23 protein-coding genes and 1 pseudogene are annotated in these 21,788 nt (G+C 71.7%); 12 read left to right on the top strand and 12 right to left on the bottom strand.

Annotated elements, in window-relative coordinates:
* From ACZ7LY_RS02230 to ACZ7LY_RS02205, 6 genes are all read left to right on the top strand, one after another.
* Nucleotides 1-456 carry a hypothetical protein gene (locus ACZ7LY_RS02230; protein WP_471622556.1) on the top strand — a complete coding sequence of 152 codons (456 nt, stop codon included), beginning with the start codon at nucleotides 1-3 and terminating at the stop codon, nucleotides 454-456.
* Complete coding sequence (locus ACZ7LY_RS02225; protein WP_471622555.1) at nucleotides 453-644, top strand: hypothetical protein; 192 nt, start codon at nucleotides 453-455, stop codon at nucleotides 642-644. The genes ACZ7LY_RS02230 and ACZ7LY_RS02225 overlap by 4 nt, the downstream gene beginning before the upstream one ends.
* Nucleotides 641-976 carry a hypothetical protein gene (locus ACZ7LY_RS02220; protein ID WP_471622554.1) on the top strand — a complete coding sequence of 112 codons (336 nt, stop codon included), beginning with the start codon at nucleotides 641-643 and terminating at the stop codon, nucleotides 974-976. The genes ACZ7LY_RS02225 and ACZ7LY_RS02220 overlap by 4 nt, the downstream gene beginning before the upstream one ends.
* On the top strand, nucleotides 973-1,359 hold the full coding sequence (locus ACZ7LY_RS02215) for a hypothetical protein (RefSeq protein WP_471622553.1): 387 nt from the start codon (nucleotides 973-975) through the stop codon (nucleotides 1,357-1,359). Before ACZ7LY_RS02220 ends, ACZ7LY_RS02215 begins: the two co-directional genes overlap by 4 nt.
* Before the next feature lie 773 nt (nucleotides 1,360-2,132).
* Complete coding sequence (locus ACZ7LY_RS02210; protein ID WP_471525791.1) at nucleotides 2,133-2,660, top strand: hypothetical protein; 528 nt, start codon at nucleotides 2,133-2,135, stop codon at nucleotides 2,658-2,660.
* A gap of 73 nt (nucleotides 2,661-2,733) precedes the next feature.
* Nucleotides 2,734-3,114, top strand: coding sequence for a hypothetical protein (locus tag ACZ7LY_RS02205; protein ID WP_471525790.1), 381 nt, complete (start codon nucleotides 2,734-2,736; stop codon nucleotides 3,112-3,114).
* A gap of 43 nt (nucleotides 3,115-3,157) precedes the next feature.
* Here the strand turns inward: ACZ7LY_RS02205 and ACZ7LY_RS02200 are convergent.
* The 3 genes and pseudogenes from ACZ7LY_RS02200 to ACZ7LY_RS02190 all read right to left on the bottom strand — a co-directional run.
* Nucleotides 3,158-3,273, bottom strand: a pseudogene (locus ACZ7LY_RS02200) (IS5/IS1182 family transposase); the annotation flags it as partial.
* Nucleotides 3,274-3,373: 100 nt separating this feature from the next.
* Nucleotides 3,374-3,541, bottom strand: a complete 168-nt coding sequence (locus tag ACZ7LY_RS02195) for a hypothetical protein (protein ID WP_471622552.1) — start codon at nucleotides 3,539-3,541, stop codon at nucleotides 3,374-3,376.
* A 337-nt stretch (nucleotides 3,542-3,878) separates the two neighbouring features.
* The gene (locus tag ACZ7LY_RS02190; RefSeq protein WP_471622551.1) at nucleotides 3,879-5,027 is read right to left on the bottom strand and encodes a hypothetical protein; all 1,149 of its coding nucleotides are present in this window, start codon (nucleotides 5,025-5,027) and stop codon (nucleotides 3,879-3,881) included.
* Between the two features lie 412 nt (nucleotides 5,028-5,439).
* On the opposite strand from ACZ7LY_RS02190, the gene ACZ7LY_RS02185 reads away from it, so the two are divergent.
* Both ACZ7LY_RS02185 and ACZ7LY_RS02180 read left to right on the top strand, forming a co-directional pair.
* Nucleotides 5,440-5,634 (top strand): DUF3046 domain-containing protein, encoded by a 195-nt coding sequence (locus ACZ7LY_RS02185; RefSeq protein WP_471622550.1) that lies wholly within the window; start codon nucleotides 5,440-5,442, stop codon nucleotides 5,632-5,634.
* A gap of 59 nt (nucleotides 5,635-5,693) precedes the next feature.
* Nucleotides 5,694-6,920 (top strand): AI-2E family transporter, encoded by a 1,227-nt coding sequence (locus tag ACZ7LY_RS02180; protein WP_471622549.1) that lies wholly within the window; start codon nucleotides 5,694-5,696, stop codon nucleotides 6,918-6,920.
* Nucleotides 6,921-6,940: 20 nt separating this feature from the next.
* Here ACZ7LY_RS02180 and ACZ7LY_RS02175 read toward each other — a convergent pair whose 3' ends face one another.
* Entirely contained in the window at nucleotides 6,941-7,753 is an 813-nt protein-coding gene (locus ACZ7LY_RS02175) for a hypothetical protein (RefSeq protein WP_471622548.1), read from the bottom strand.
* Between the two features lie 232 nt (nucleotides 7,754-7,985).
* Complete coding sequence (locus tag ACZ7LY_RS02170; protein ID WP_471622547.1) at nucleotides 7,986-8,960, bottom strand: helix-turn-helix domain-containing protein; 975 nt, start codon at nucleotides 8,958-8,960, stop codon at nucleotides 7,986-7,988.
* Between the two features lie 71 nt (nucleotides 8,961-9,031).
* Here ACZ7LY_RS02170 and ACZ7LY_RS02165 point away from each other — a divergent pair, with 71 nt between their 5' ends.
* The 4 genes from ACZ7LY_RS02165 (at nucleotide 9,032) to ACZ7LY_RS02150 (ending at nucleotide 16,016) form a co-directional block, all read left to right on the top strand.
* Nucleotides 9,032-10,600 (top strand): alpha/beta fold hydrolase, encoded by a 1,569-nt coding sequence (locus ACZ7LY_RS02165; protein WP_471622546.1) that lies wholly within the window; start codon nucleotides 9,032-9,034, stop codon nucleotides 10,598-10,600.
* 298 nt (nucleotides 10,601-10,898) lie between these two features.
* Complete coding sequence (recA, locus tag ACZ7LY_RS02160; RefSeq protein ID WP_471622545.1) at nucleotides 10,899-12,023, top strand: recombinase RecA; 1,125 nt, start codon at nucleotides 10,899-10,901, stop codon at nucleotides 12,021-12,023.
* Between the two features lie 3 nt (nucleotides 12,024-12,026).
* The gene (gene recX, locus ACZ7LY_RS02155; RefSeq protein WP_471622544.1) at nucleotides 12,027-12,818 is read left to right on the top strand and encodes a recombination regulator RecX; all 792 of its coding nucleotides are present in this window, start codon (nucleotides 12,027-12,029) and stop codon (nucleotides 12,816-12,818) included.
* 546 nt (nucleotides 12,819-13,364) lie between these two features.
* Complete coding sequence (locus ACZ7LY_RS02150) at nucleotides 13,365-16,016, top strand: FtsX-like permease family protein (RefSeq protein ID WP_471622543.1); 2,652 nt, start codon at nucleotides 13,365-13,367, stop codon at nucleotides 16,014-16,016.
* 169 nt (nucleotides 16,017-16,185) lie between these two features.
* On the opposite strand, the gene ACZ7LY_RS02145 is transcribed toward ACZ7LY_RS02150, so the two are convergent.
* From ACZ7LY_RS02145 to ACZ7LY_RS02115, 7 genes are all read right to left on the bottom strand, one after another.
* Nucleotides 16,186-16,602: a rhodanese-like domain-containing protein gene (locus tag ACZ7LY_RS02145; RefSeq protein WP_471622628.1), complete on the bottom strand. Its 417-nt coding sequence runs from the start codon at nucleotides 16,600-16,602 to the stop codon at nucleotides 16,186-16,188.
* The gene (locus ACZ7LY_RS02140) at nucleotides 16,593-17,150 is read right to left on the bottom strand and encodes a cupin domain-containing protein (protein ID WP_471622542.1); all 558 of its coding nucleotides are present in this window, start codon (nucleotides 17,148-17,150) and stop codon (nucleotides 16,593-16,595) included. The genes ACZ7LY_RS02145 and ACZ7LY_RS02140 overlap by 10 nt, the downstream gene beginning before the upstream one ends.
* A gap of 98 nt (nucleotides 17,151-17,248) precedes the next feature.
* A complete protein-coding gene (locus ACZ7LY_RS02135) occupies nucleotides 17,249-17,320 on the bottom strand; it encodes a putative leader peptide (protein WP_309544753.1) in 72 nt (23 codons plus the stop codon).
* A gap of 88 nt (nucleotides 17,321-17,408) precedes the next feature.
* A complete protein-coding gene (locus ACZ7LY_RS02130; RefSeq protein ID WP_471622541.1) occupies nucleotides 17,409-19,022 on the bottom strand; it encodes an FAD-dependent monooxygenase in 1,614 nt (537 codons plus the stop codon).
* Nucleotides 19,023-19,237: 215 nt separating this feature from the next.
* Nucleotides 19,238-20,122: an amino acid ABC transporter permease gene (locus ACZ7LY_RS02125; protein WP_471622540.1), complete on the bottom strand. Its 885-nt coding sequence runs from the start codon at nucleotides 20,120-20,122 to the stop codon at nucleotides 19,238-19,240.
* Nucleotides 20,119-20,784, bottom strand: a complete 666-nt coding sequence (locus ACZ7LY_RS02120; protein WP_471622539.1) for an amino acid ABC transporter permease — start codon at nucleotides 20,782-20,784, stop codon at nucleotides 20,119-20,121. Before ACZ7LY_RS02120 ends, ACZ7LY_RS02125 begins: the two co-directional genes overlap by 4 nt.
* Before the next feature lie 98 nt (nucleotides 20,785-20,882).
* On the bottom strand, nucleotides 20,883-21,716 hold the full coding sequence (locus ACZ7LY_RS02115; protein WP_471622538.1) for a glutamate ABC transporter substrate-binding protein: 834 nt from the start codon (nucleotides 21,714-21,716) through the stop codon (nucleotides 20,883-20,885).
* Nucleotides 21,717-21,788 lie beyond the last annotated feature (72 nt).

Genomic DNA, 21,788 nt, shown 5'->3' with positions numbered 1-21,788 from the left:
ATGGCCGCAGAACTTCGCGCTACCCATCACCCTCCTGGTGACGTATGGCTCGCCGAATGCTCCGGGCACCAGCGCCTCGCGCACGAGGTGTGGTCGTTGGGCGGGCTCGCGCCGATCCCCTGCACCCGATGGCTCGCCGCTGAGGCCCCCCTTGTCGACGCTCTGATCGCACGGAAACACATCCCCGTGCGTCGCCGAGGGCCGCTGCTCGTGGACCAGGACCGCTACGTCGCTTGGTGGCTGGTCCCTCTCAGCGCCGCCGAGGAGCTCGCTGACCTCTCCACCCTCGTGGTCCACCCCTACGCATGGGCCCTGCACTGCCCGTCGACTGAACGGCCCGCGTGCGGCCGTTCCTGGGCCGATCCGCCGGACGGGTCGGGAGCACTCGCTGACCCCACCTACCTCGCCGCGGCGTTCAGACCCGCCGCCGGCCGACTCCCTCTGGAGACGCTGTGACGACGACTCCTCCGCAGCTCCCCCCGACCGGCGACCTCGCCGAAGACCAACTGTGCGGGCGCGCGTGCGCCCGATGCGCGGGCCCCCTCGTCGGCGCGGCCAGCGTCGACCTCGGTGAGCGCGTCGACCCCGACGCCGAGCGGCTGATCTTCCCGAGGGCCTGCGACTCCTGCGCGGGGGTGTCATGACCGCCCCCCAGGTCGAGACGGCCGAGGCACCCACACCCATCACGGTGGACGTCCCCATGTTCGCCATGAGCACGGCCCGGCGGCGCGGGCGCGCCTGCGCCTGGTGCGGCACGAGCCTGGTCGGGTGGGCGAGCATCGGCCTCGGCCGACGTCGCGCTCCGGATACCGGGCGGGTGATCAGCCCTCGCGGATGCCACGACTGCACCGTCACGTTCGTGTACATCCAGTTCCTGGAGCACACGATCACGTGCCCGCAGTGCGCCCTGCTCGGGCTGGCCTGCCCCGCCTCGGCGCCGCTACGGAGCGCCCTCAGCAAAGGACGGTGGACGTGACCGTCCCGCTCGACTTCGAGGGCATCCGCGCCGCCGCCCGCGCCGCCGAGCAAGTCGTGTACTCCGAGACGCCCCGCGCCCGGCTCGACCAGATGATCGACGGCATGCAGGCGCTCCTGCAACTGCTGACCCGCAAGGACCTGTACGAGTCCGAGCAGGACCACCGCGCCGCGCTCAACCTCGCCAACGTAATGGCCGGCCCCGACCTCGTACCGGCCGACACTGACCCCGCGCTCAGCGCGTACCAGTACCTCGCCCTGCTCGGGGTGGCGGTGTCGAAGTTGGTGCAGCGCCTCGACCCGCCGATGCGCACCACGTTCATCGGACGGCGGGACCTGCCGCCGGTACGCCGGTGTGGCGTCGCGGGCGGGGGTGTGCGGTGATCTGCGCACGCTGTGACGAGCCGATCCGCGAGGGCGAAGAGTGGGAGACGCGGGAGGTGTTCAGCGCATCCGGGCCCGGAGGGTCCGTCATCCTCCACCGCAACAAGTGCCCCCGCCCGCCACGACCGCACCAGACGTCGCCGGACTACCGTCGCTGACCCCCAGCTCCCGCCGCCCGCCAATCCCCCGCCGGGCGGCGGGATATCGGGCCGGGCCGCCCGCGCCGATGGGCGGCCCGGCCTGCCCCCGCAGGGTGCTCGCGGACGGGCGGCGGCCGAAGGCGAACCCGGCCGCCGCCCACCGCCCCGTCTCCCTGCGTTCCGGTCCTCACGGGCAGGAGACGGGGCCCCTCCGTACCCGGTCAGGCCGCCGCGAGCTGGTCTGTCTCGTAGGCGTGCAGGATGCGCCGGCCCTGTCTGCCGGTCACACCGAAGTACGCGCCCAGCGTCGCGCCGTTCACCTCCCGGCCGGTACGGAGCAGCCTGCATGAACCCGTGTCCCCCCGTCTTTTCCACGGCTTCGTCCTGGGCCTCTGCCGGGCCGGTGGGGGAACGAGCGACGCTCCCGACCGACAAGCCACCGAGCAGGGAGTAGGTCGTACTCCCGTCTAAACGGGCCACACCTAAGGCCGAAGGTCCTGCAACGTCGGGACCTTCTCCGAGAATCGTCGGTTGCCGCATGGAGATGCACTAATGACGCAGCGTCAAGGGGCGATGCACTGAGCGGTATGACGTGTCGTCATAACCGTGCTTTCGTATGGGTAAGGAGCCACAGTGGGCAGGAATATTCTGAAGAAGTCTGCGGGCGTTGTCATGGCCGCCACGCTCTTTGCCTTCGGGGGAGCCGCAGTGCCTGCCATCGCCGCCGATGGCGCACCCTCCACTGGCGCTACAGCGGAGACAGGCGCGGAGATATCGCCCATGACCGCGAGCGGTTTCGGCAACATCAACGCCTTCAAGTACAGCTATGGCGGCATCACCATCTCGGTCCCCAAGGGCTGCATGCTCTGGCACACGATCACCGGCGGCGGAAAGAAGATCACGGGGCAGAACGCCAACGTGCAAGGCAGTGCGCTGTGCGGCGCGAAGCCGCAATTCTGCAACTGGCGGATCGACTTCACCTACGCCGACACCAACAACAAGACCTACAAGACCTCGAGGGGGAAGACACACACCACCTGCAACCGTTTCCCGTCCCGTAACAACGCACCGCAGACACTGCCCAAGTACGGTAAGGCGTGCGCGCGGATCTACGTGAACGGATCCCAGCGCGGTTCCCAGTGTCACTACATCAAGAAGTGAGAGCTCGATGAGGCGTCCGCAACCTGTACCCGACTGGTGGCGGGGCGAGACTCGTGTCTTCGTAGGCGCGACCATGTTCTTCTTCGTTGTCAGCGTTGCCGCACCCCCTCATGAGATCAGTCTCGGTTCCCTGACATCTGCAGTGATCATGGGCGTAGTCGCCATGTGGGTTTTTCGTTACTGGGCTCGGCGCAGCCGCCTGCAGGACGCGAATGACCAAGACGTGCCCTTGAGCGACACTCCCGTCCCTGAGGGGCCGCGCCGCTCATTGCGGTGGTCCCTGGGCTTGCTCTTCGTTGTCGGGGGCGCCACGTTCATGACTGGATACGGGCTGACCACCACGGCGGCGTGGTGGGTCTATGCGGTTCTGTCGCTGGGCACGCTCATCGGCATCCACATCTGGAACCGCAAGAGCACTGCCTCAAGCGCTCATGCCGATTCCGATGGCCGCTGACGGTACACGCGGGCCTCTTCGGCCTTGAGGCCTCATGCCACTCCGTGAGCCGCCGGCCGTTGACTGGGCTGGTGGCGATGGCGGCGAAGGCAAGAAAGGTTCTGGCTTGAATTCGTAGCGTCGGTGGAGCCGACGACAGCCTGCCAGCCAGGACATGGTCGCCGCGCCGTTCCCTCCCGAGCGGTGAGGGCGCCGCCCACCGCCCCGTCTCCTGCGTTCCCGTTCCCCGCGGGCAGGAGACGGGGCTCCTCTACACCAGTCAGGCCGCCGCGAGCTGGTCTGTTTCGTAGGCGTGCAGGATGCGCCGGCCCTGTCTGCCGGTCACACCGAAGTACGCGCCCAGCGTCGCGCCGTTCACCTCCTGGCCGGTCGCGCGCAGCTCGTCCACGGCGGCCTCGATGTCCGCCCGTGTCCGCCCCGCGCGCACCCGGCGTGCCCCGTCCGTTCGGCGTGCCCCGTCCGTTCGGCGTGCCGCGTCCGTTCGGCGTGCCCCGTGCGTCCGGCGTGCCCCGTGCGTCCGGCGCGTCCGGTGCGTCCGGTGCATCCGGCCTCCTCCGGGACCTCGTCCAACGCCTGGCGCGTCTGAGCCACCGCGTCAGCGACCTCCCACAGCGCCCACGCACCCCGGCGCCGCTCCCCGGTCTCCCGGTCCAGCCGCGCACTCGCCCGCTCCACACAGTCCTCGCACAGCCATCGGCCTTCCCGGGCCCGCGCGAACGGGCCCGCCACGTCGCCACAGCGGCACTGCAACGGATACGCGCCCATCAGGCCGACACCTCCGTCCGTACCGTCGCCCAGTCCCCGCGGCTGAGGCTCCTGAGCGGCGTGTCTGAAGCCCGACGTGCCAGAATCCGCGCCCGCAGACTTAGCCCTTCCTCAGCGGGCAGCGCCACCGGGGCCTCGGCGGCCGAGCTGGCCTGTTCCACCCGGCACCCGGGACACAGCCGCTCGTCGGCCAGCGGCCGGAACAGCAGCGGCTGCGTGTGCCCGTCCCCGGCGCACTCCCGCATCCCCGCCACCCGCGACTTCACCGGCCTTGCAGCGGCCTCAGGGGCCTGCTGAGCGGCGAACGGGGGCGGGGTGACCTCGGAGGTCTCGAACCGCTTGCGCAAGCAGCCACCCAGCCACCGAACGCCTTTCAGGTCGCTGGTGACCAGGGATTTCAGCGCTTCCCAGGTCTCACCGTCAGCGAGCCGCTCGGCCGCAGTCCGCGTCAGCCCCTCCCGCATCCCCAGCACGATCCGAGTCCCCGCGGCCTCCTCGGCACACCGAAGGGCAGACCGCGCGGCCTCCAGGTGCGCGGCAACCTGCCGCTCCCGGGCCTGCTCCACGAACAGACGCCCCGCGTCCTCCGGGGCCTCGACGGGCGCCGCCTGCTCCTCGACGATCGCCGCCTGGTCCTCGTCGCTCTCTTCTCCGCCCTCCCCGTCGTCAGGCTCTGGCCGGGGGGTAGGGGGGTGGGTCTGGTGTATGTCAGAGGTCTGGTTCCCCTTTAGGGGTGAGTCGCCGCTTTCCGGAACATTCCGGTTCCGTACTGTCCGGGACTCGGAGCCGATCCACAGCCGCGAGTTCATGATCCGGACCCCCAGGCGCCGCGACTCGGCCGTGTCCCGCCCCGTCCTCAGGGCCTCTTCGGCAGCTTCCCAGCCCGCGGAGATCTCCTCCGGGGTGCGCAGCGGCATCTGGGAGATCATGACCTTCGAGGACGGCCGGCCCAGCTCGGGGCACCAGCGACCCTTGTCCGTGTGGTGACGCCCCGACTCGCGCAGTTCCCGCAGGACCTTCCGGCGCCGCACCGACCCGAAGCCGAGCCGCTTGCGCAGGCTCTCGACGTTCGTGTCATTGACCGGCGGTAGATCTGTCGCCACGGCGAGAAGCCGAAAAGTGTCCGAGGACAGGCTCAAGTCCTGCACAGCAACGTGGTTGACCTGCGTAAAGCGCCTGCGCGAAGGCGCGCTAGAATGCCCAAGCATCCCGATACCAGCCTCTTTCTGGTTCGTGGTGTAGGCCCTCGAACGGTGTTCCAGCACCAGTCGGGGGCCGCTTCGTTTTGGTACGAAGCGGACCGAACGGGAGCAGAGTAAGCACATTCCGGACCCCCCGTCCACCATGATCACGTTCTGTCACCGCCTCTGACCTGCGAAAACGCCCCGCCGGACGGTTCGCCGACAGGGAGTTTCCAGGGAGTTTCGAGCTCGATCCAGGGAGTTTTCAGGGAGAATCGCTGTGCACGCCAACGCTACGCAAAGTCGTCTCCTGTGGAGGTGTTTACGCAGGTCAGAGGCGATGTCCGACCCCAACTATGCAACTAGACGAGGAATCCGTATGCGAATGACGGTCTTCTGGCAGCGGATGGCGGATCACTTCGGGTCCGGGTACGCCGACACGTTCGCGCGCGACCATGTGATGGCGGGGCTCGGCGGGCGTACGGTCCACCAGGCGCTCGACGCGGGCTGGGACGCGAAGGAGGTCTGGCGCGTGGTGTGCGCGACGATGGACGTGCCCGCCGAGAAGCGCTGACCGGCGCGGTGAGTCAGGGCAGGGCACCGGATGTCGGTGGCGTGGGCGAGACTTGCACCGTGGCAGCGACAGACGAGACCCGACAGGTGGCGGACGACGCCGCTCCGCCCGGCATCACGCCTCCCGAGCGGCCGAGCGACCCCGCGCCCGCACCGCGCCCCCGGATGCCCCGCTGGCTGCCCCGGGCCATGGTCCTCGCGCTCGCCCTCGTCGCCTGCTTCCAGCTGGGCAGTTGGGCCTTCCACCAGCTCACCGGCCTGCTGATCAACGTACTGATCGCGTTCTTCCTCGCTCTCGCCGTCGAGCCCGCCGTGAGCTGGATGTCGGCGCGCGGCATGCGCCGCGGCCTGGCCACCGGCATCGTCTTCCTCGCCGTGATGATCCTGGGCGCGGGCTTCGTCGTCCTGCTCGGCTCGATGATGGCGGGGCAGATCGTCGACCTCTTCGACGACTTCCCCAAGTACCTTGATCAGGTCATCAACTGGATCAACACGACGTTCCGCACCGACCTCAACCGGGTCGCTGTGCAAGACAGCGTGCTGCACTCCGACTGGCTCCAGAAGTACGTGCAGAACAGCGCCACGGGCGTCCTGGATGTCTCCGCGCAGGTGCTGGGCGGGCTGTTCCAGCTCCTGACGATCCTGCTGTTCTCGTTCTACTTCGCCGCCGACGGCCCGCGTCTGCGCCGCGCGCTGTGCTCGATCCTGCCGCCGGCCCGTCAGGCCGAGGTGCTGCGCGCCTGGGAGATCGCCGTCGACAAGACAGGCGGCTATCTGTACTCGCGCGGCCTGATGGCGCTGATCTCCGGCATCGCGCACTACATCCTGCTGGCGGCACTGGGTGTTCCGTACGCGCCCGTGCTCGGTGTGTGGGTCGGTCTCGTCTCGCAGTTCATCCCGACGATCGGCACCTACCTCGCCGGCGCGCTGCCGATGCTGATCGCCTTCACGGTCGACCCCTGGTACGCGCTGTGGGTGCTCATCTTCGTGGTCGTCTATCAGCAGTTCGAGAACTACATGCTGCAACCGAAGCTGACCGCGAAGTCCGTGGACATCCACCCGGCGGTCGCCTTCGGCTCGGTCATCGCGGGCACGGCGCTGCTCGGCGCGGTCGGCGCGCTGATCGCCATCCCGGCCGTGGCGACGCTCCAGGCGTTCCTGGGGGCGTACGTGAAGCGCTACGCCGTGACCGACGACCCGCGCGTGCACGGGCACCGCAGCCGCGCCGGAGAGCCGCTCCTCGCGCGGGTGCGCAGAGCACTGCACAGACCGGACGAGCGGCCGTAGCGGTAGCGCGCGCCGGGAGGTCACCAGGTGAGGGCCGCAGAGACGCCGGCGGCCAGGACAGCGAGCAGGTAGCAGGCGACGGCCGCGTACAGGACGCCGTTCTTGCGGCGGTCGCTCCAGCGCGTACGGGACAGCAGCCAGGCCAGGGCGGGCAGGACGAGCACCGCGTGCAGGCTCACCCCGTGCAGCGGCTTGAGGGCGGACGTCGACCGGTAGGCCGCTTCCTGGTGGCCGGTCCTGGTGAGGACCACCCCGCGCGCGATCATCGCCGCGCCGGACGCGAGCGCCACGAGGAGCACGGCGAAGCCGGTGCGGACGGCGAGGGGCATGCCGGGAGGACCACCGGGGCGGTGCCGGAAGGAGTCGACGGCGAAGACCGTCAGCAGCAGCACCAGGACGCCGCCGCCCACGGCGAGCGTCATGGAGACGGCCGTGTCGAACGGGGTCTCCATGTCGAGATGCGACGGCACCTTGCGCCATGCCTGAAGCGTGATGCCGCCGACTTCCACCACGCAGTCCGCCGCGAACACGGTCAGCAGGGTCGTACGCAGGCGCGCGCCGGTCCGCAGATACGACGTGACCCAGGTGAGCGCCATCAGCGTCAGGCCGAAGGACAGCCCGAAGGTGAGGGGCTTGCGCCAGGACACGGGCCCGTCCCAGGGGCCGCCGGCGACGAGGAAGACGACGCCGTGGGCGAGTCCCGAGGCGATGAGCACGGCGCCGGTGGCGTAGCACCAGCGCTCGGCCCGGCGCGGCGCGGTGCGCTCCGCGTGCTCGGGGGGACCGGAGGGCCGCTGCGTGAAGACGGGCGGTGGGGGTGGGGGCGTGTCCATGCGGCCAGGCTCCTCGGCGCGTGCGCCCCGGGCGTCGTCCGGGCGGAGGCATCTGGCGTACCTCCGGGGGAGTATCCGGGCCGATCGGGCCTTGGCGTACCTCTGGAGGAAGGTTCTGGCGGAGCGGGCGGGAGCGGGCCAGGGAGGGCTGGAGAGAGGGCGGGGCGGGGAGGGCCGGCAGGCCGTGAAGGGTGCGCTGGGGGCGTCCGTCCCTGCCGTCACGGCCGGAGGCTCAGGCGCTCACCAGGTCGGCCTGTAGAGCCGCGAGGAGCCAGTCGTGGGAGGAGCCGGGTGTCGGCTCCGGGGGGCCGCCCTCGGGCGTGGTCAGCTCGGCGACGAGGTCCCAGTAACGGTCGAGGCGCGGGTCCGACGAGAGCTGCCGGGCGAGCCCGACGCGGAAGGCCGGGGTGTCGCGGGAACCGCTCACGCGCGCGTAGGTGTCCACGAAGCAGTCCAGCGCCTCGCCCGGAGCGGGCGCATCGCCCGCCCGCAAGCGCGGAGCCGCCAGCTCGTACGCCTCCGCCAGCCCGCCGTACAGCACGGCCGCTTCCCGCGCGCCCGCCGACGCGTGCGCGGCAGGCTGGGTCGGGGCGGCGTCCGGGGTGCAAGGGCGCGACACGAGCGCGCACAGCCGGGCGAAGGCCAGCACGTGCGCGGGGGACGGGGAGTCGGGCGGGGCCGGGACGGCCGCCTCCAGGAAGGCGGACCGCGACGCGGCCGGCATCCGCGGCGGCAGCCAGGCGCGCCAGAACCGGGCCAGCGGAGCCGTGCTCGGCGGGGTGCCGAGCGCGCCGACCAGCCGTAGCCGGTCCGCCCTCTCGGCCGGCGGGCACTCCTGGACGAGCCGCAGGGCCGCCTCCTGCCAGCGCAGTGCGCTCAACCGGCTCCCCAGTTCGCGCAACTGTCCGGCCACGGCGTCCTCCAGTACGCCCTCCGCCCCCACCCGCTCGTCGACGACGCGCAGCACTTCGGGCACGGGCAGGCCGAGGCCGCGCAGCGAACGGATCAGCCGCAGGCGGTCCAGCGCATCCGAGCCGTACCGCCGGTGCCCGCCCGCGCTGCGGGCACGCTCCGGCAGCAGCCCGCTGTCGGAGTAGAAGCGGACGGTCTTCACCGTCGTGCCCGCGCGCTCGGCGAGCTCGCCGATGCTCCACAGGGGACCGGACGGGTCGGCGGACGAGTCGGGTCGGTCGGACAGCTCCGTCACTTGAACCTCCCTCAGGGGGAGTTCCTAACGTACCCGCAGCCACTGACAACACCTTGACGGAGGGCGTGGAGATGACCGAGTTCGTAGTGGTGCCGGGCCTGTTCACGGGCACGCACGCGTGGCGCGAGACGGCCGGGAAGCTGGCCGCGGAAGGCGCGCGGGTGCGCGTGGTGGACCTCGGGCCCGCACGCGACCTGGAGGAGCACATCGAGCGGGTCGTGGCGGCTATCGACATGACTGCCGTCGACGAGGCCGGAGCCGGGGACGGCCATGGTCATGGCGACGGCCTCCGTGCCGGTCAGCGCGGGGGCGACGAGAGGCGGAACGTCGTGCTGGTCGGTCACGACTACGGCGTGTACCCGGCGACGGGCGCTGCCGATCGGCGCGCGGAGCGCATCGCGCGCGTGGTGTACGTCGACGCGGGTCCGGTGCAGGACGGCGCGGCGGCGCTCGCCGCGGTCCCCGACCAGCAACTGCGCGAGCGTCTCGCCGAGGACGCCACCGGCGCGGGCGACCTGCCTGTGCCGGCGCCCGAGGAGTGGCGGAAGTGGGGCAGTACCGCGGGGCTGAGCGCCGACGCCCTGGCCCGCCTGAGCGCGCACGGCGTGCCGCAGCCGCTGGGCACCCTGACGCGGCCGTTGCGCCTGACCGGCGCGGTCGCGGCGCTGCCGACCACCGGTGTGCTCTGCGCGGACAACGGCGCGACCCTCGACATGCTCCGCATGATGCTCCGCTTCGGCGAGCCTGCGATCAAGGCGCTGGTCAGGCCCGACATCACCTTCTTCGAACTGCCGACCGGGCACTGGCCGATGCTGTCCTGCCCCGAACGGCTCGCCGGCACGCTGCTGCGGGCCGCGGCCGACGAGGGCACCCGCCTCGAACCGGGGGACGACACCGATCAGCCGGCGGAGCCCGGCTATCTGCGTCCCTTCCTGCTCGACGTCCCGGAGGTTCCGCGTGACCGGCGCGGCACCCTCGACCTGTACGTCCCCGAGGGCGCGGCGGACCCGGGACCCCGCCCCGCGCTCGTCATCGTGCACGGCGGCCCGGTGCCGCAGGACGCGAGCCCGAGCCCCCGCGACTGGCCGACCCTCGTCGGCTACGCCCGGCTCGCGGCCTCCCACGGCGCGATCGGCGTCACCTTCGACCACCGGCTGCACGACGTCACTGCGTACCCGAAAGCGGCGGAGGACGTGGCAGCGGCCGTGGCCGAGGTGCGCGCCGATCCGCGGGTCGACTCCGAGCGGATCGCCCTGTGGTTCTTCTCCGGGGGCGGGCCGCTGTCGGCGCCGTGGCTGAGCGAGGCGCCGCCGTGGCTGCGGTGCGTGGGGGCGAGCTACCCGATCATGGCGCCGCTGCCCAACTGGGGCGTGAACGATCCCCGCTTCCGGCCCGCGGACGTGGCGGCACGAGGCGGTACGCCGCCCTTCGTCCTCATCCGCGTCGGGCGCGAGGCCCCGGCCGTCGCCGCGACGGTGGGCGAGTTCGTCGAAGCGGCCGAGGCGAGCGGCGCCCCGCTGGAACTGGTGGATGTCCCCGAGGCACCCCACGCCTTCGAGGGCGTCGACCACACCGCGCCCGCACGGGAGGGGGTGGCCGAGGCGATGCGGCGGGTGCTGGCGCATCTGACGGGGGAGTGACGCGGCCCCCGCCCCTGGGGCCCGGACCCTGTTGCCCCTGCCCGGTGAAGCCCGGTGACCCAGGACATGAATCGGGGCGGGGGGTGTCGCGTGGTGCGCTTGACATCAAAATCGAACATCTATTCTTATGGGGTGTGCAGGGGCCCTCTCCCCAGTGTTTGCAAGGGTTTCCGGGAGAGCGTCCCGGCGAGGAGCCTCGAGTTATCCACAGGCGGACCGGCGTCGAGGCCGATTGTCAGTGGCAGGCGCTAGCGTCATTGACGTGAAGCGATCGACTCAAGCAAACCGGGTGGAACCCATGGCAGGAACCGACCGCGAGAAGGCGCTCGACGCCGCACTCGCACAGATTGAACGGCAATTCGGCAAGGGCGCGGTCATGCGCATGGGCGAGCGGACCCAGGAGCCCATCGAGGTCATCTCGACCGGCTCCACCGCGCTCGACGTGGCCCTCGGCGTCGGCGGCATCCCCCGCGGCCGTGTGGTGGAGATCTACGGCCCCGAGTCCTCGGGTAAGACGACCCTGACCCTGCACGCCGTGGCCAACGCGCAGAAGGCGGGCGGCGCGGTGGCCTTCGTGGACGCCGAGCACGCGCTCGACCCCGAGTACGCCAAGAAGCTCGGCGTGGACATCGACAACCTCATCCTGTCCCAGCCGGACAACGGTGAGCAGGCCCTCGAGATCGTCGACATGCTGGTCCGTTCCGGCGCCCTCGACCTCATCGTCATCGACTCCGTCGCCGCGCTCGTCCCGCGCGCGGAGATCGAGGGCGAGATGGGTGACAGTCACGTGGGTCTCCAGGCCCGCTTGATGTCGCAGGCGCTCCGGAAGATCACCAGTGCGCTCAACCAGTCGAAGACCACGGCGATCTTCATCAACCAGCTCCGCGAGAAGATCGGCGTGATGTTCGGCTCGCCCGAGACCACGACCGGTGGCCGCGCGCTGAAGTTCTACGCCTCAGTCCGTATGGACATCCGCCGTATCGAGACCCTGAAGGACGGCACGGACGCGGTGGGCAACCGCACCCGCGTCAAGGTCGTCAAGAACAAGGTCGCGCCGCCCTTCAAGCAGGCGGAGTTCGACATCCTCTACGGCCAGGGCATCTCCCGCGAGGGCGGCCTGATCGACATGGGCGTGGAGCACGGCTTCGTCCGCAAGGCCGGCGCCTGGTACACGTACGAGGGCGACCAGCTCGGCCAGGGCAAGGAGAACGCGCGCAACTTCTTGAAGGACAACCCCGACCTCGCCAACGAGATCGAGCGGAAGATCAAGGAGAAGCTGGGCGTCGGTGTCCGCCCGGCGGCGGAGCCGGCGGCCGAGCCGGGTGCCGACGCGGTGGCGGCCGCTCCCGTCGCCGAGGACGCGGCGAAGGCGGTGCCCGCGCCCAAGACGGCCAAGTCCAAGGCCACGGCGGCCAAGAGCTAGCCCGTGACCCGACGCACCGACTGGGCAGAGTACGACGCCGGCCCCGCCGCCCCCGGCAGCCGGGGGCGCGGTGGAGCACGGGCGTACGACGACGCGCACGAAGCAGCCGGGCCCTTCGGGGACGAGGACGCCGGGGCGGGGGAGGGCGCGGCGGACGGGCCCCGGCGGGGCGGCCGTACGCGGGGCGGCGCCGGACCCCGCGGACGCCGGCGCCGGGGCGGGTTCGGCGACCCGCCCGGCGCCGCCCAGGACGACGGCCCCCCTGACCTGTCGAGGGCCGGGCAGGGGGAGCCGTCCACCGACCCGGCGGAGCGCGCACGGAACATCTGCCTGCGGCTGCTCACCGGATCACCGCGCACCCGCAAGCAGTTGGGTGACGCGCTGCGCAAGCGGGAGATCCCGGACGAGGTCGCGGAGGAGGTGCTGTCCCGGTTCGAGGAAGTCGGACTGATCAACGACAGCGCCTTCGCCGACGCCTGGGTGGAGTCCCGCCATCACGGCAGAGGGCTCGCCCGGCGGGCGCTCGCCCGTGAGCTGCGGACCAAGGGCGTGGACTCCAAGGTGATCGACGAGGCCGTCGGTCAACTCGACGCCGAGCGCGAGGAGGAGACCGCCCGCGACCTGGTCGCCCGCAAGCTCCGCTCCACGCGCGGCCTCGACCGGGACAAGCGGTTGAGGCGACTCGCGGGGATGCTGGCCCGCAAGGGCTACCCCGAGGGCATGGCCCTCCGCGTCGTCCGCCAGGCGCTGGAGGAAGAGGGGGAGGACACGGAAGGCCTGGGCTTCGAGGAGTGACGGGGCAGGTTTCGGCCGCGCCGGTGGCTTGCGCAGGGGGCGTCCTTCGCCGCTGACGTCGGCGGCGCGTTTGCCTCGCCCGGCCGTCACGGCTTGGCTCCCCGCCCCGGCTCGGCTCCTCGCCCCGCCCCGGGTCTTCGCCTGACCCCGGCCCGCCCCGGTCCCTCGTCCCGACCCGTCCGGGCTCGAGGCGGCCCGTCCGTGTGCACCCCCAACTCCCCGCCCCAGGGGAGGGACCCCGTGACGCTTCCTCAACCCCCCGCCCCAGAGTGGGGGCTTATGACGCACCCTCAACTCCCTCACCCAGGGTGGAGTGACCCCGCGCGCACTCTCAACTCCCCGCCCCAGGATGGAGAGAAACCCCGCGCGCTCCCTCAACTCCCCGCCCCAGGATGGAGAGACCCCGCGCACTCTCAACACCCCGCCCCCGGTGGGGTTTTCCCCCGGGTGAGGATGCCGGGTCGCCGCAATGACCCGGGCGGGGGCGAGGGGCGACCGTAAGGGCATGACCTCGACGATGAGTTCGGCCCGAGCGGGTGGCGCCGCGTGATGACGCGCTACGCACTCCAGACCGTCCGGGACCGCAAAGGCGGCTTCCTCGGCGCTTTCCTCGCCCTGATGTGCGCCGCCGCCCTGATATCGGCCTGCGGCTCGCTGCTGGAGACGGGACTGCGCGGCACGGTGCGACCCGAGAGGTACGCCGCCGCGCCCGTCCTCGTCTCCGCCGATCAGAACGTGCACCAGACCGTCGTCAAGCACAAGAAGGGCAAGACGAAGGTCAAGCACAAGGCCAAGCCGCTCGCCGAGCGGGCCTGGCTGCCCGCGGACGTCGTCGCGCGGATCGCCGCCGTGCCCGGAGTGCGACGCGCCGTCCCCGAACTCACCTTCCCCGCGCAACCGCAGGCACCCGGCGCGTACGATCCCGCGCGACCGGGATACGGGCACGCGTGGGAGTCGGCGGCCCTCACCCCGTTCGTCCTGACGGAAGGGCAGGCCCCCCGCGCTGGCCACGACGTGGTCATCGACCAGGACCTCGCCCGTCGCGCCCACCTCGCCCCCGGCGACCGGCTCACCGTGCAGTCCACGAAGGACCCCCGCCGCTACCGGGTCACCGGCATCGTGGCCCCCGGCAACGGCAACGGCAACGCCACCGCCGCCGTCCCGCCCGCCGGCCGGCAGACGCAGGCCGGTGCCGGAGTGCCCGGCGTGCTGCGGCACCAGAGCGCCCTGTTCTTCGCGCCCGGCGAAGCCGCACGGCTGGCCGGGCACCCCGGGAAGGTCACCGCTGTCGGCGTGCTGCCCCGACCCGGCCAGGACGTCGGCGCGTTGAAACAGCCCGTCACCGAAGCCGTCGCCGGGACGGGTGCACAGGTGACCAGCGGCGACGCACGCGGCCCTGTCGAGTTCCTCGACGCCGCCGGCGCCCGGGTCAAGCTCGTCAGCATGGGCGGAGCGATGGGCGGCACGTCGCTGCTGGTCGCCGTGCTCGTGGTCGTCGGCACCTTCGCGCTCTCCGTCCGCCAGCGTCACCGCGAACTCGCCCTGCTCCGCGCCGTCGCCGCCACACCCCGTCAGGTCCGCGCGCTGCTAGGCCGGGAGGCGCTGGTGGTCGGCGCACTCGCCGGAGGCATCGGGGCGCTGCTCGGGCTGCCGCTCGGCGGATGGCTGCACGGACGGTTCGTCGCGCTCGGTGCCGTGCCGTCCACGCTGGAGCGCACGGTGAGCTTCCTCCCCGTGGCCGCCGCCGTCCTCGCCACGCTGCTCGGCGCCTGGGCCGCCGCCCGGATCGCCGCGCGCCGCATCGCCCGTATCCGCCCCGCCGAAGCGCTGTCCGAGGCGAGCACCGACGCGCCCCGGCCCGCCGTGACGCGGACGGTCGCCGGGCTTGTCGCCCTTGCGGGCGGTACCGTACTCGTCGTCGTGCTCGGCGGGCTGCGTACCGAGGCCGCCTCGACCCCTGTCACCTTCCTCACCGTCGTCGTTCTCGCCGTCGCCGTCTCCCTTCTCGGCCCGCTGCTGGTCCGGGCCGCACTGGCCGTCATCGGCCACCCGATGCGGCTGGCCGGCCCCGGCGCCCGGCTCGCCGCCGCCAACCTGCGCGGCAACGCCGTACGGATGGCCGCCGTCGTCACGCCGCTCACCCTGCTCACCGGCATGACCTGCACCGTTTTGTTCGCGCAGCCCACGCTCGGTGACGCCGCCCGCGCCCAGGCCACCGCCGGGGTTCGCGCGGACTGGGTGCTCGCCGCCCAGGGCCCCGGCGTCCCGGAAGGCGCCGTGCACGCCGTGCGGGGCCGGCTGCGCGGCGACTCCGGCGCCGTCGTCACCGAAGTCGTCCGGTCCACCGCACGCGTCGGCCTCGACAAGTACCCGGTCCAAGGCGTCACCGCGCGCGGTCTCGCCCGTACCTGGGACCCGGACGTCACCGCCGGCTCACTCGACCGGTTCGGGGCGCGCTCCGTCGCGGTCAGTGAACTCGCCGCCGATCACCTGCACGTCAGGCCCGGCAGCACACTCAAGGTGACCCTCGGGGACGGCACACCGGTCACCCTCAACGTCGTCGCCGTCTACGCCCGGGGTCTCGGCTTCGGCGATCTCACCGTCGCCCACGCTCTGCTCTCACGCCACATCGACAACCCGCTCGCCTCCTCCGTGCTCGTCACCACCGGCGCCGCCGACGCATCGACCGGCCGCTCGCCCGGCCCGTCACAGGAACAACTCGCGGACTGCCTCCGTGAGTTCCCGGCCGTGCGAGTTCTTTCGCCGGACGCCGCCGACGCGCTGCAAGAAACCGGCCGGCGGGCGAACGCCGAGGTGAACCTGCTGGCAATGGCGCTCGTCCTGGCGTTCACCGCCATCGCCGTCGTCAACACCCTGGCGATGTCGGTGTCCGAACGGCTCCGCGAGTTCGCCCTGCTCCGGCTGGCCGGTGCCACCCGGCGCCAAGTCCTGCGCATGCTCAGGGTCGAGGCGCTGACCGTCGTCCTCATGGGCGTGGTCCTGGGCAGCGGCATCGCGCTCGCCGTCCTCACCGCGTTCAGCGTCGGCATGACCGGCAGGCCGGCCCCGGCGGTGCTGCCCCTGGTGTACGTGGCGGTCGTCGCGGGCGCCGCACTGCTCGCGCTCACGGCGACCTCGCTGCCGGGCCGCGCGGCGCTCCGTGCCAGGCCCGTCACGGTGGCGACCGCCAGGGAGTGAGACCGAAAGCCGAACGCAGGCCCCCGGGTGCCCCCTTCCGCTCCTCGGGAGGGGGCACCCGGCACTCACCGCGGACCAGGAAACGCAGGCAGCCGGCACTCACCGCGGACCAGGAAACGCACCCGTCCCACCAGAACCGGAGCCCAGGCTCACGAGGCGACCCGCGTCCTCACAATCCGGTGACCGGCAGGCCCGCCGCCCGCCACGCCTGGAAGCCGCCCACCAGGTCGGTCGCCCGGTGCAGGCCCAACTGGTGCAGTGAGGCCGCCGCGAGGCTGGAGGCGTAGCCCTCGTTGCAGATGACGACCACGCGCAGATCGTGGCCCGTGGCCTCGGGCGCGCGGTGACTGCCCTGCGGGTCGAGGCGCCACTCCAGTTCGTTGCGCTCGATGACGAGGGCGCCGGGAATCAGCCCGTCACGCGCGCGTAGTGACGCGTAACGGATGTCCACGAGCAGCGCGTCGCCGGACACGGCAGCCTCGTACGCCTGTCGCGCCTCGACGCGGTCGAGACCTTCCCGTACGCGCTCCAGGTGCTCGTCGATGCCGACAGGACGCGGCCGCGGAGCCGGCGCGCTCACTGCCAGTCCTCCGGACGCTCGACCGTCTCCAGGCGCAGCACCGGCCCCGTGCGGCTGTAGCGGCGGATCCGGGGGAGCGGCGGGTAGTAGGCGTGGACGGAGACGGCGTGCTCGGTGGGGGACTCGTTGAGTACCTCGTGCACGTGGTGGCGGCCGAAGGCGCGGCCCTTGCCGGGCGTCAACCGGCGTACGCGGTCGAGCCCTTCGGAGAGTTCGAGGGTGCGCCAGCCGTCGGCGGGCAGCCGCGCGGCCAGCGCGTTCTCGGTGAGGGACCCGGCGGCCGTGACGAACGCGCCGACCGACTCGGCGTGGTCGTGCCAGCCGGTCCCGGTGCCGGGCGGCCAGCCGATGAGCCATGCCTCGCTGCCGCCGGGGCCGTCGAGGCGCACCCATGTGCGGCCCTCCGGGTCGAGCGGCAGGGAGGCGACGAGCCGGCGGTCGGCCGCGGCCCGGCGGACGAAGGCGAGCAGTTCGGCCTCGGTGGGCGCGGCGGAGGCGGCGGCCGACGCGGGCGCGGTGCCGAGGGCAGGCGTGGGTGACGTGGGTACGGACATGAGTACCGTCCTGGAGTTCGCTGGGAGCGCGCGGCGCGTCGGGGCACGCCGAGTCGGGGCCGGACCGGCCGGGCCGCGCGGAAGAGAGACAGGCGAATTCAGCAGGACGGGCGACACACACAGCCCGCGTAACGGACGAGGTCCATATGGACCCTCCGCCACAGGCGCACCGGGGTGTCGATCGTCGTCACGCTCCGGAGTACACCATGGCGGTGGGCGCCGGTCAACACGGTCCCGGCCCGCCCACCGTCCACGCGGTCAGCCCTTCGCGCCGCTCTCGGCGGGCTCGGTGTCCGGCACGGGACCGCCCAGCGCGGCCTGCGCAGCCTCGTACAGTTCGGCGGGGCGCACCCCGCTCAGGGCGGTGACCAGATGCCCGTCCGGACGGATCAGCAGCACCGAGTGCGCGGTCGCCCCCGGGTAACTCTCCGTCACGAGGATCTCGGCCTCGTGCGGCAGCGCCGCGACCGCCGTCGCCAGGCGCGGCATCAGGCCCGCCGACATCCAGTGCTTGCGCTCCCACACCCCGGTGCCGGGCGCGACCAGGACCACGAGCAGCCGCCCGAGGCCGAGCCGGTCCCGCAGCCGCGCGAACGAGCCGTCAGGGGCCGTCACCCGCACGTCCGTCACCGGGGCGCCCGGCGCCGTGTCCACGTCCACCTGCGAGGCCGTCGCGGCGGGCGCGAGCGGCGAGTCGGCGTACGCCCCCGGCGCGCCGAGCGGCCCGTGCCCCAGATGGCCGTCGGCGAGCAGCGCGTCGTGCCCGCGCGCGGACCCCGGCACGTACGCGCGCAGGCCGCCACCGCCCCGCAGTATCGGCAGCGCCTGATCGGCGGCGCGCAGCCGGGCGGCGACGACCGCGCGGCGCTCGGCCTGGTAGCTGTCGAGCAGCGCGTCCGGCGTCCGGCCGGGGCCGTCGTGCCAGGCCAGGGCCAGCTTCCAGGCGAGGTTGTCGGCGTCCCGCAGGCCCTCGTCCAGGCCCTGCGTGCCGAACGCGCCCAGCAGGTGGGCCGCGTCCCCGGCGAGGAAGACCCGGCCCACGCGCCAGCGCCGGGCGAGCCGGTGATGCACCGTGTGGACGCCGGTGTCCAGCAGCTCGTACGGCGGAGTGGAGCCCCCGCACCAGCCCGCGAGGGTCTCCCGGATGCGGGTCACGAGGACATCCGGGGTGACCAGATCGCTGCGGGGCGGCAGCAGCCAGTCCAGGCGCCAGACGCCGTCGGCGAGGGGGCGACCGACGATCTCCGCGCCCGAGGGGCCCGAGGTCCGCCACGGCGGGCTCCGATGGAGCAACGCTTCACCGGGCCACGGAAGTTCCGTACGCAGCGCGGCGACCGCGTACCGCTCGACCGCGGTGCGTCCGGGGAAGCGGATGTCGAGGAGCTTGCGGACGGTGGAGCGGGGGCCGTCGCAGCCCGCGAGGTAACTTCCGCGCCACCAGGTGCCCTTGGACCCGCGCGTGTGGGCGCTGACCCCGGAGGTCTCTTCCTGTACGGCGTCCACGCGGCTGTCGACGGCCACCTTGATCAGCCGTTCGGCGGCGACGGCGGCGCGCAGGGCGCCGGTCAGCTCGTGCTGCGCGATGTGCAGCGGCGCGGGCAGGTCCTCGTCGAAGACCAGGGCGCGCATCTCCTGCTTGCGGCGCATGGAACGCCAGCCGTGCCAGCGCAGACCGACACCGTCGAGAGACGCGCCCGCGAGGCGCTCCATGAGCGCGGCGGTGTCCTCGCGCAGGACGACCGTGCGGGCCGGCCGCTGTTCATCCTTGCCCGGCCCCTCGTCGAGCACCACGGACGGGACGCCGGCGCGGGCGAGGGAGAGGGCCAGCGTGAGCCCGACCGGGCCCGCGCCGACGACGATCACCGGGTCCACGGCGCGGCCCCTCCTGCCCCGGAAGGCGCGGCGCACAAACGTGCGAGCAACGTACTGGTCGTACAGAAAAGGGCAGTTGGAGCGGGGAGCGCGTTCACAGAGCGTATGCAACCCATTGCCGGTGCTTGCGTCAAGTGACGGAGGCAGTGGCGATCATGCCACTGCCTCCGTGTACCGGAACGGCGCACTGCCGCCCCACGCGCGCGGGCAGTTCGTCAGACCACGGTGCCCGTGGCGTCCGTACCGCCGACCGCCGCGGCGGTCAGTACCGCGCCCGTCGACTTCTTCGCCCGGCGCAGCCGCTTCTCCAGCCAGGACGCGAACGTCGTCAGGGCGAAGTTGATGGCGATGAAGATGACCGCGACGACCGTGAAGCAGGCGATGGTGTTCGCCCCGTACGCGGCGCTCATCGGCCGGACCGACGCCAGCAGCTCCGAGAAGGTGAGCATCGCGCCGCCGAGCGCCGTGTCCTTCACGATGACGACGAGCTGGCTGACGATCGCCGGGAGCATCGTGGTCACCGACTGCGGCAGCAGGATCGAGCGCATCGTCTGACCCTTGCGCAGACCGATCGCGTACGCCGCCTCGGACTGGCCCTTGGGCAGCGCCAGGATGCCCGCGCGGACGACCTCGGCGAGCACCGAGGCGTTGTAGAGCACCAGGCCCGTCACGACCGCGTACAGCGGCCGGTCGTCCGAGGACACGTTCGTGAACCGGGAGTACGCCTCGTTGGCGAACAGCATGAGGATCAGGACGGGGATGGCGCGGAAGAACTCGATCACCACGCCCGAGGGCAGCCGGACCGCGAAGTGGTCGGAGAGCCGGGCGATGCCGAAGAACGCGCCCAGCGGCAGCGCGATCACCATGGCGAACGCGGCCGCCAGCAGCGTGCTCTGCACGCCCGGCCAGATGTACGTACCCCAGGGGCGGGAGTCCGTGAAGAACGGCTTCCACTTCTCCCAGTCGAGCTGGTTCTTGTCGGCGAGCGCGCCGAGGACCCACCAGATCAGCGCCGCGAAGACGACGACGAAGACGATCGAGTAGAGGACGTTGCGCCGCTTGGCCCGGGGGCCGGGGGCGTCGTAGAGGACGGACGTCATCGCTTCACCGCCACCTTCTTGCTCACCCAGCCGAGGATCAGGCCGGTCGGAAGCGTCAGGCAGATGAAGCCGAACGCGAAGACGGCGGCGATCAGCAGGAGCTGGGCCTCGTTCTCGATCATGGACTTCATCAGCAGGGCCGCCTCGGCGACACCGATCGCGGAGGCCACCGTGGTGTTCTTGGTGAGCGCGATCAGCACGTTGGCCAGGGGCGTCACGACCGCGCGGAACGCCTGGGGCAGCACGATCAGCAGCAGTACCTGGTTGAAGCTCAGCCCGAGCGCGCGGGCCGCCTCCGCCTGTCCGACCGGCACCGTGTTGATGCCCGAGCGCAGCGCCTCACAGACGAACGCCGACGTGTAGGCGATCAGACCGAGCACCGCGAGCCGGAAGTTGGTGGTGTCGAACTGCGTCGAGCCCATGTTCATGCCCAGCGTCTGGAACAGGCCGAGCGAGGTGAACACGATGATGACGGTGAGCGGAATGTTCCGCACGATGTTGACGTACGCGGTGCCGAAGCCGCGCATCAGGGGGACGGGTCCGACTCGCATGCCGGCCAGCAGGGTTCCCCATATGAGGGAGCCGACGGCTGAGAAGGCGGTGAGTTTCACCGTCACCCAGAACGCTCCCAGCAGGTCGTAACCTTCAAGAAAGTCGAACACGATCTCCCGCGCTTCCGCGTGTGTGGAGGACTGCCGGACGAGCGCGGGGCGCGGCGGTTCGTCCGTACGGGAAGACCGCCGCGCCCCGCGTCACCACGTCACTTGACGATGTTGCCGATCTTCGGCGCGGGCTCGTTCTTGTAGTTCGCCGGGCCGAAGTTGGCCTCCACGGCCTTCTCCCACGAACCGTCCGAGACCATCTTCTCCAGGGCCTTGTTGATCTTGGCTTTGAGGTCGCTGCCCTTCTTGACGCCGATGCCGTAGTTCTCGTTGGTCATCTTGAAGCCGCCGAGCTTGAACTTGCCCTTGAACTCGGGCTGGGCGGCGTAACCGGCGAGGATCGAGTCATCGGTCGTCAGGGCGTCGATCGCCTTGTTCTCGACGCCGGTCAGGCACTCGGAGTAGCCGCCGTAGTTCTGGAGCTGAGCCTTGGGGGCGAGCTTGTCCTTGATGTTCTGCGCGGACGTCGAACCGGTCACCGAACACAGCTTCTTGCTGTTCAGGTCCTTCGGCGACTTGATCGTGCTGTCGTCGGCGCGGATCAGCACGTCCTGGTGGGCGAGCAGGTACGGGCCGGCGAAGTCGACCTTGGCGGCGCGCTCGTCGTTGATCGAGTACGAGGCGGCGATGAAGTCCACGTCACCGCGCTGGAGCATCGTCTCGCGGTCGGCGCTCTTGGCTTCCTTCCACTCGATGTCGCCGGCGCCGTAACCGAGCTGCTTGGCGACATAGGTGGCGACGTCGACGTCGAAGCCCTTGTACTTGCCGTCCGGCGTCTTCTGGCCGATGCCGGGCTGGTCGAACTTGATGCCGATGGTGATCTTCTTGCCGCCGCCGGAACCCTTGTCGTCCTTGCCGCCGCCACAGGCGGTGACGGAGACGGCGAGAGCGAGGGCGAGGGAGGCCGCCGCGGTGACCTTGCGGAGCTGCATGGTGAACATCCTTCTTGTCGACAGATTCGGCAGAGGAAAAGAGATCCAACGCGCGCGCGTGGGGCCTCGGTC

The sequence above is a fragment of the Streptomyces sp. NPDC107550 genome, assembly GCF_055639095.1.
Note: the sequence above shows the minus strand (reverse complement) of the source record. Positions and strands in the feature narration are given on the sequence as shown.

Bases quoted from the DNA above. Each gene is read 5' to 3' on its own strand.
- ACZ7LY_RS02230 (WP_471622556.1), top strand. From the start codon at position 1: ATGGCCGCAGAACTTCGCGCTACCCATCACCCTCCTGGTGACGTATGG.
- ACZ7LY_RS02220 (WP_471622554.1), top strand. From the start codon at position 641: ATGACCGCCCCCCAGGTCGAGACGGCCGAGGCACCCACACCCATCACG.
- ACZ7LY_RS02205 (WP_471525790.1), top strand. From the start codon at position 2,734: ATGTTCTTCTTCGTTGTCAGCGTTGCCGCACCCCCTCATGAGATCAGT.
- ACZ7LY_RS02185 (WP_471622550.1), top strand. From the start codon at position 5,440: ATGCGAATGACGGTCTTCTGGCAGCGGATGGCGGATCACTTCGGGTCC.
- ACZ7LY_RS02175 (WP_471622548.1), bottom strand. From the start codon at position 7,753: ATGGACACGCCCCCACCCCCACCGCCCGTCTTCACGCAGCGGCCCTCC.
- ACZ7LY_RS02165 (WP_471622546.1), top strand. From the start codon at position 9,032: ATGACCGAGTTCGTAGTGGTGCCGGGCCTGTTCACGGGCACGCACGCG.
- recA (WP_471622545.1), top strand. From the start codon at position 10,899: ATGGCAGGAACCGACCGCGAGAAGGCGCTCGACGCCGCACTCGCACAG.
- ACZ7LY_RS02140 (WP_471622542.1), bottom strand. From the start codon at position 17,150: ATGTCCGTACCCACGTCACCCACGCCTGCCCTCGGCACCGCGCCCGCG.
- ACZ7LY_RS02125 (WP_471622540.1), bottom strand. From the start codon at position 20,122: ATGACGTCCGTCCTCTACGACGCCCCCGGCCCCCGGGCCAAGCGGCGC.
- ACZ7LY_RS02115 (WP_471622538.1), bottom strand. From the start codon at position 21,716: ATGCAGCTCCGCAAGGTCACCGCGGCGGCCTCCCTCGCCCTCGCTCTC.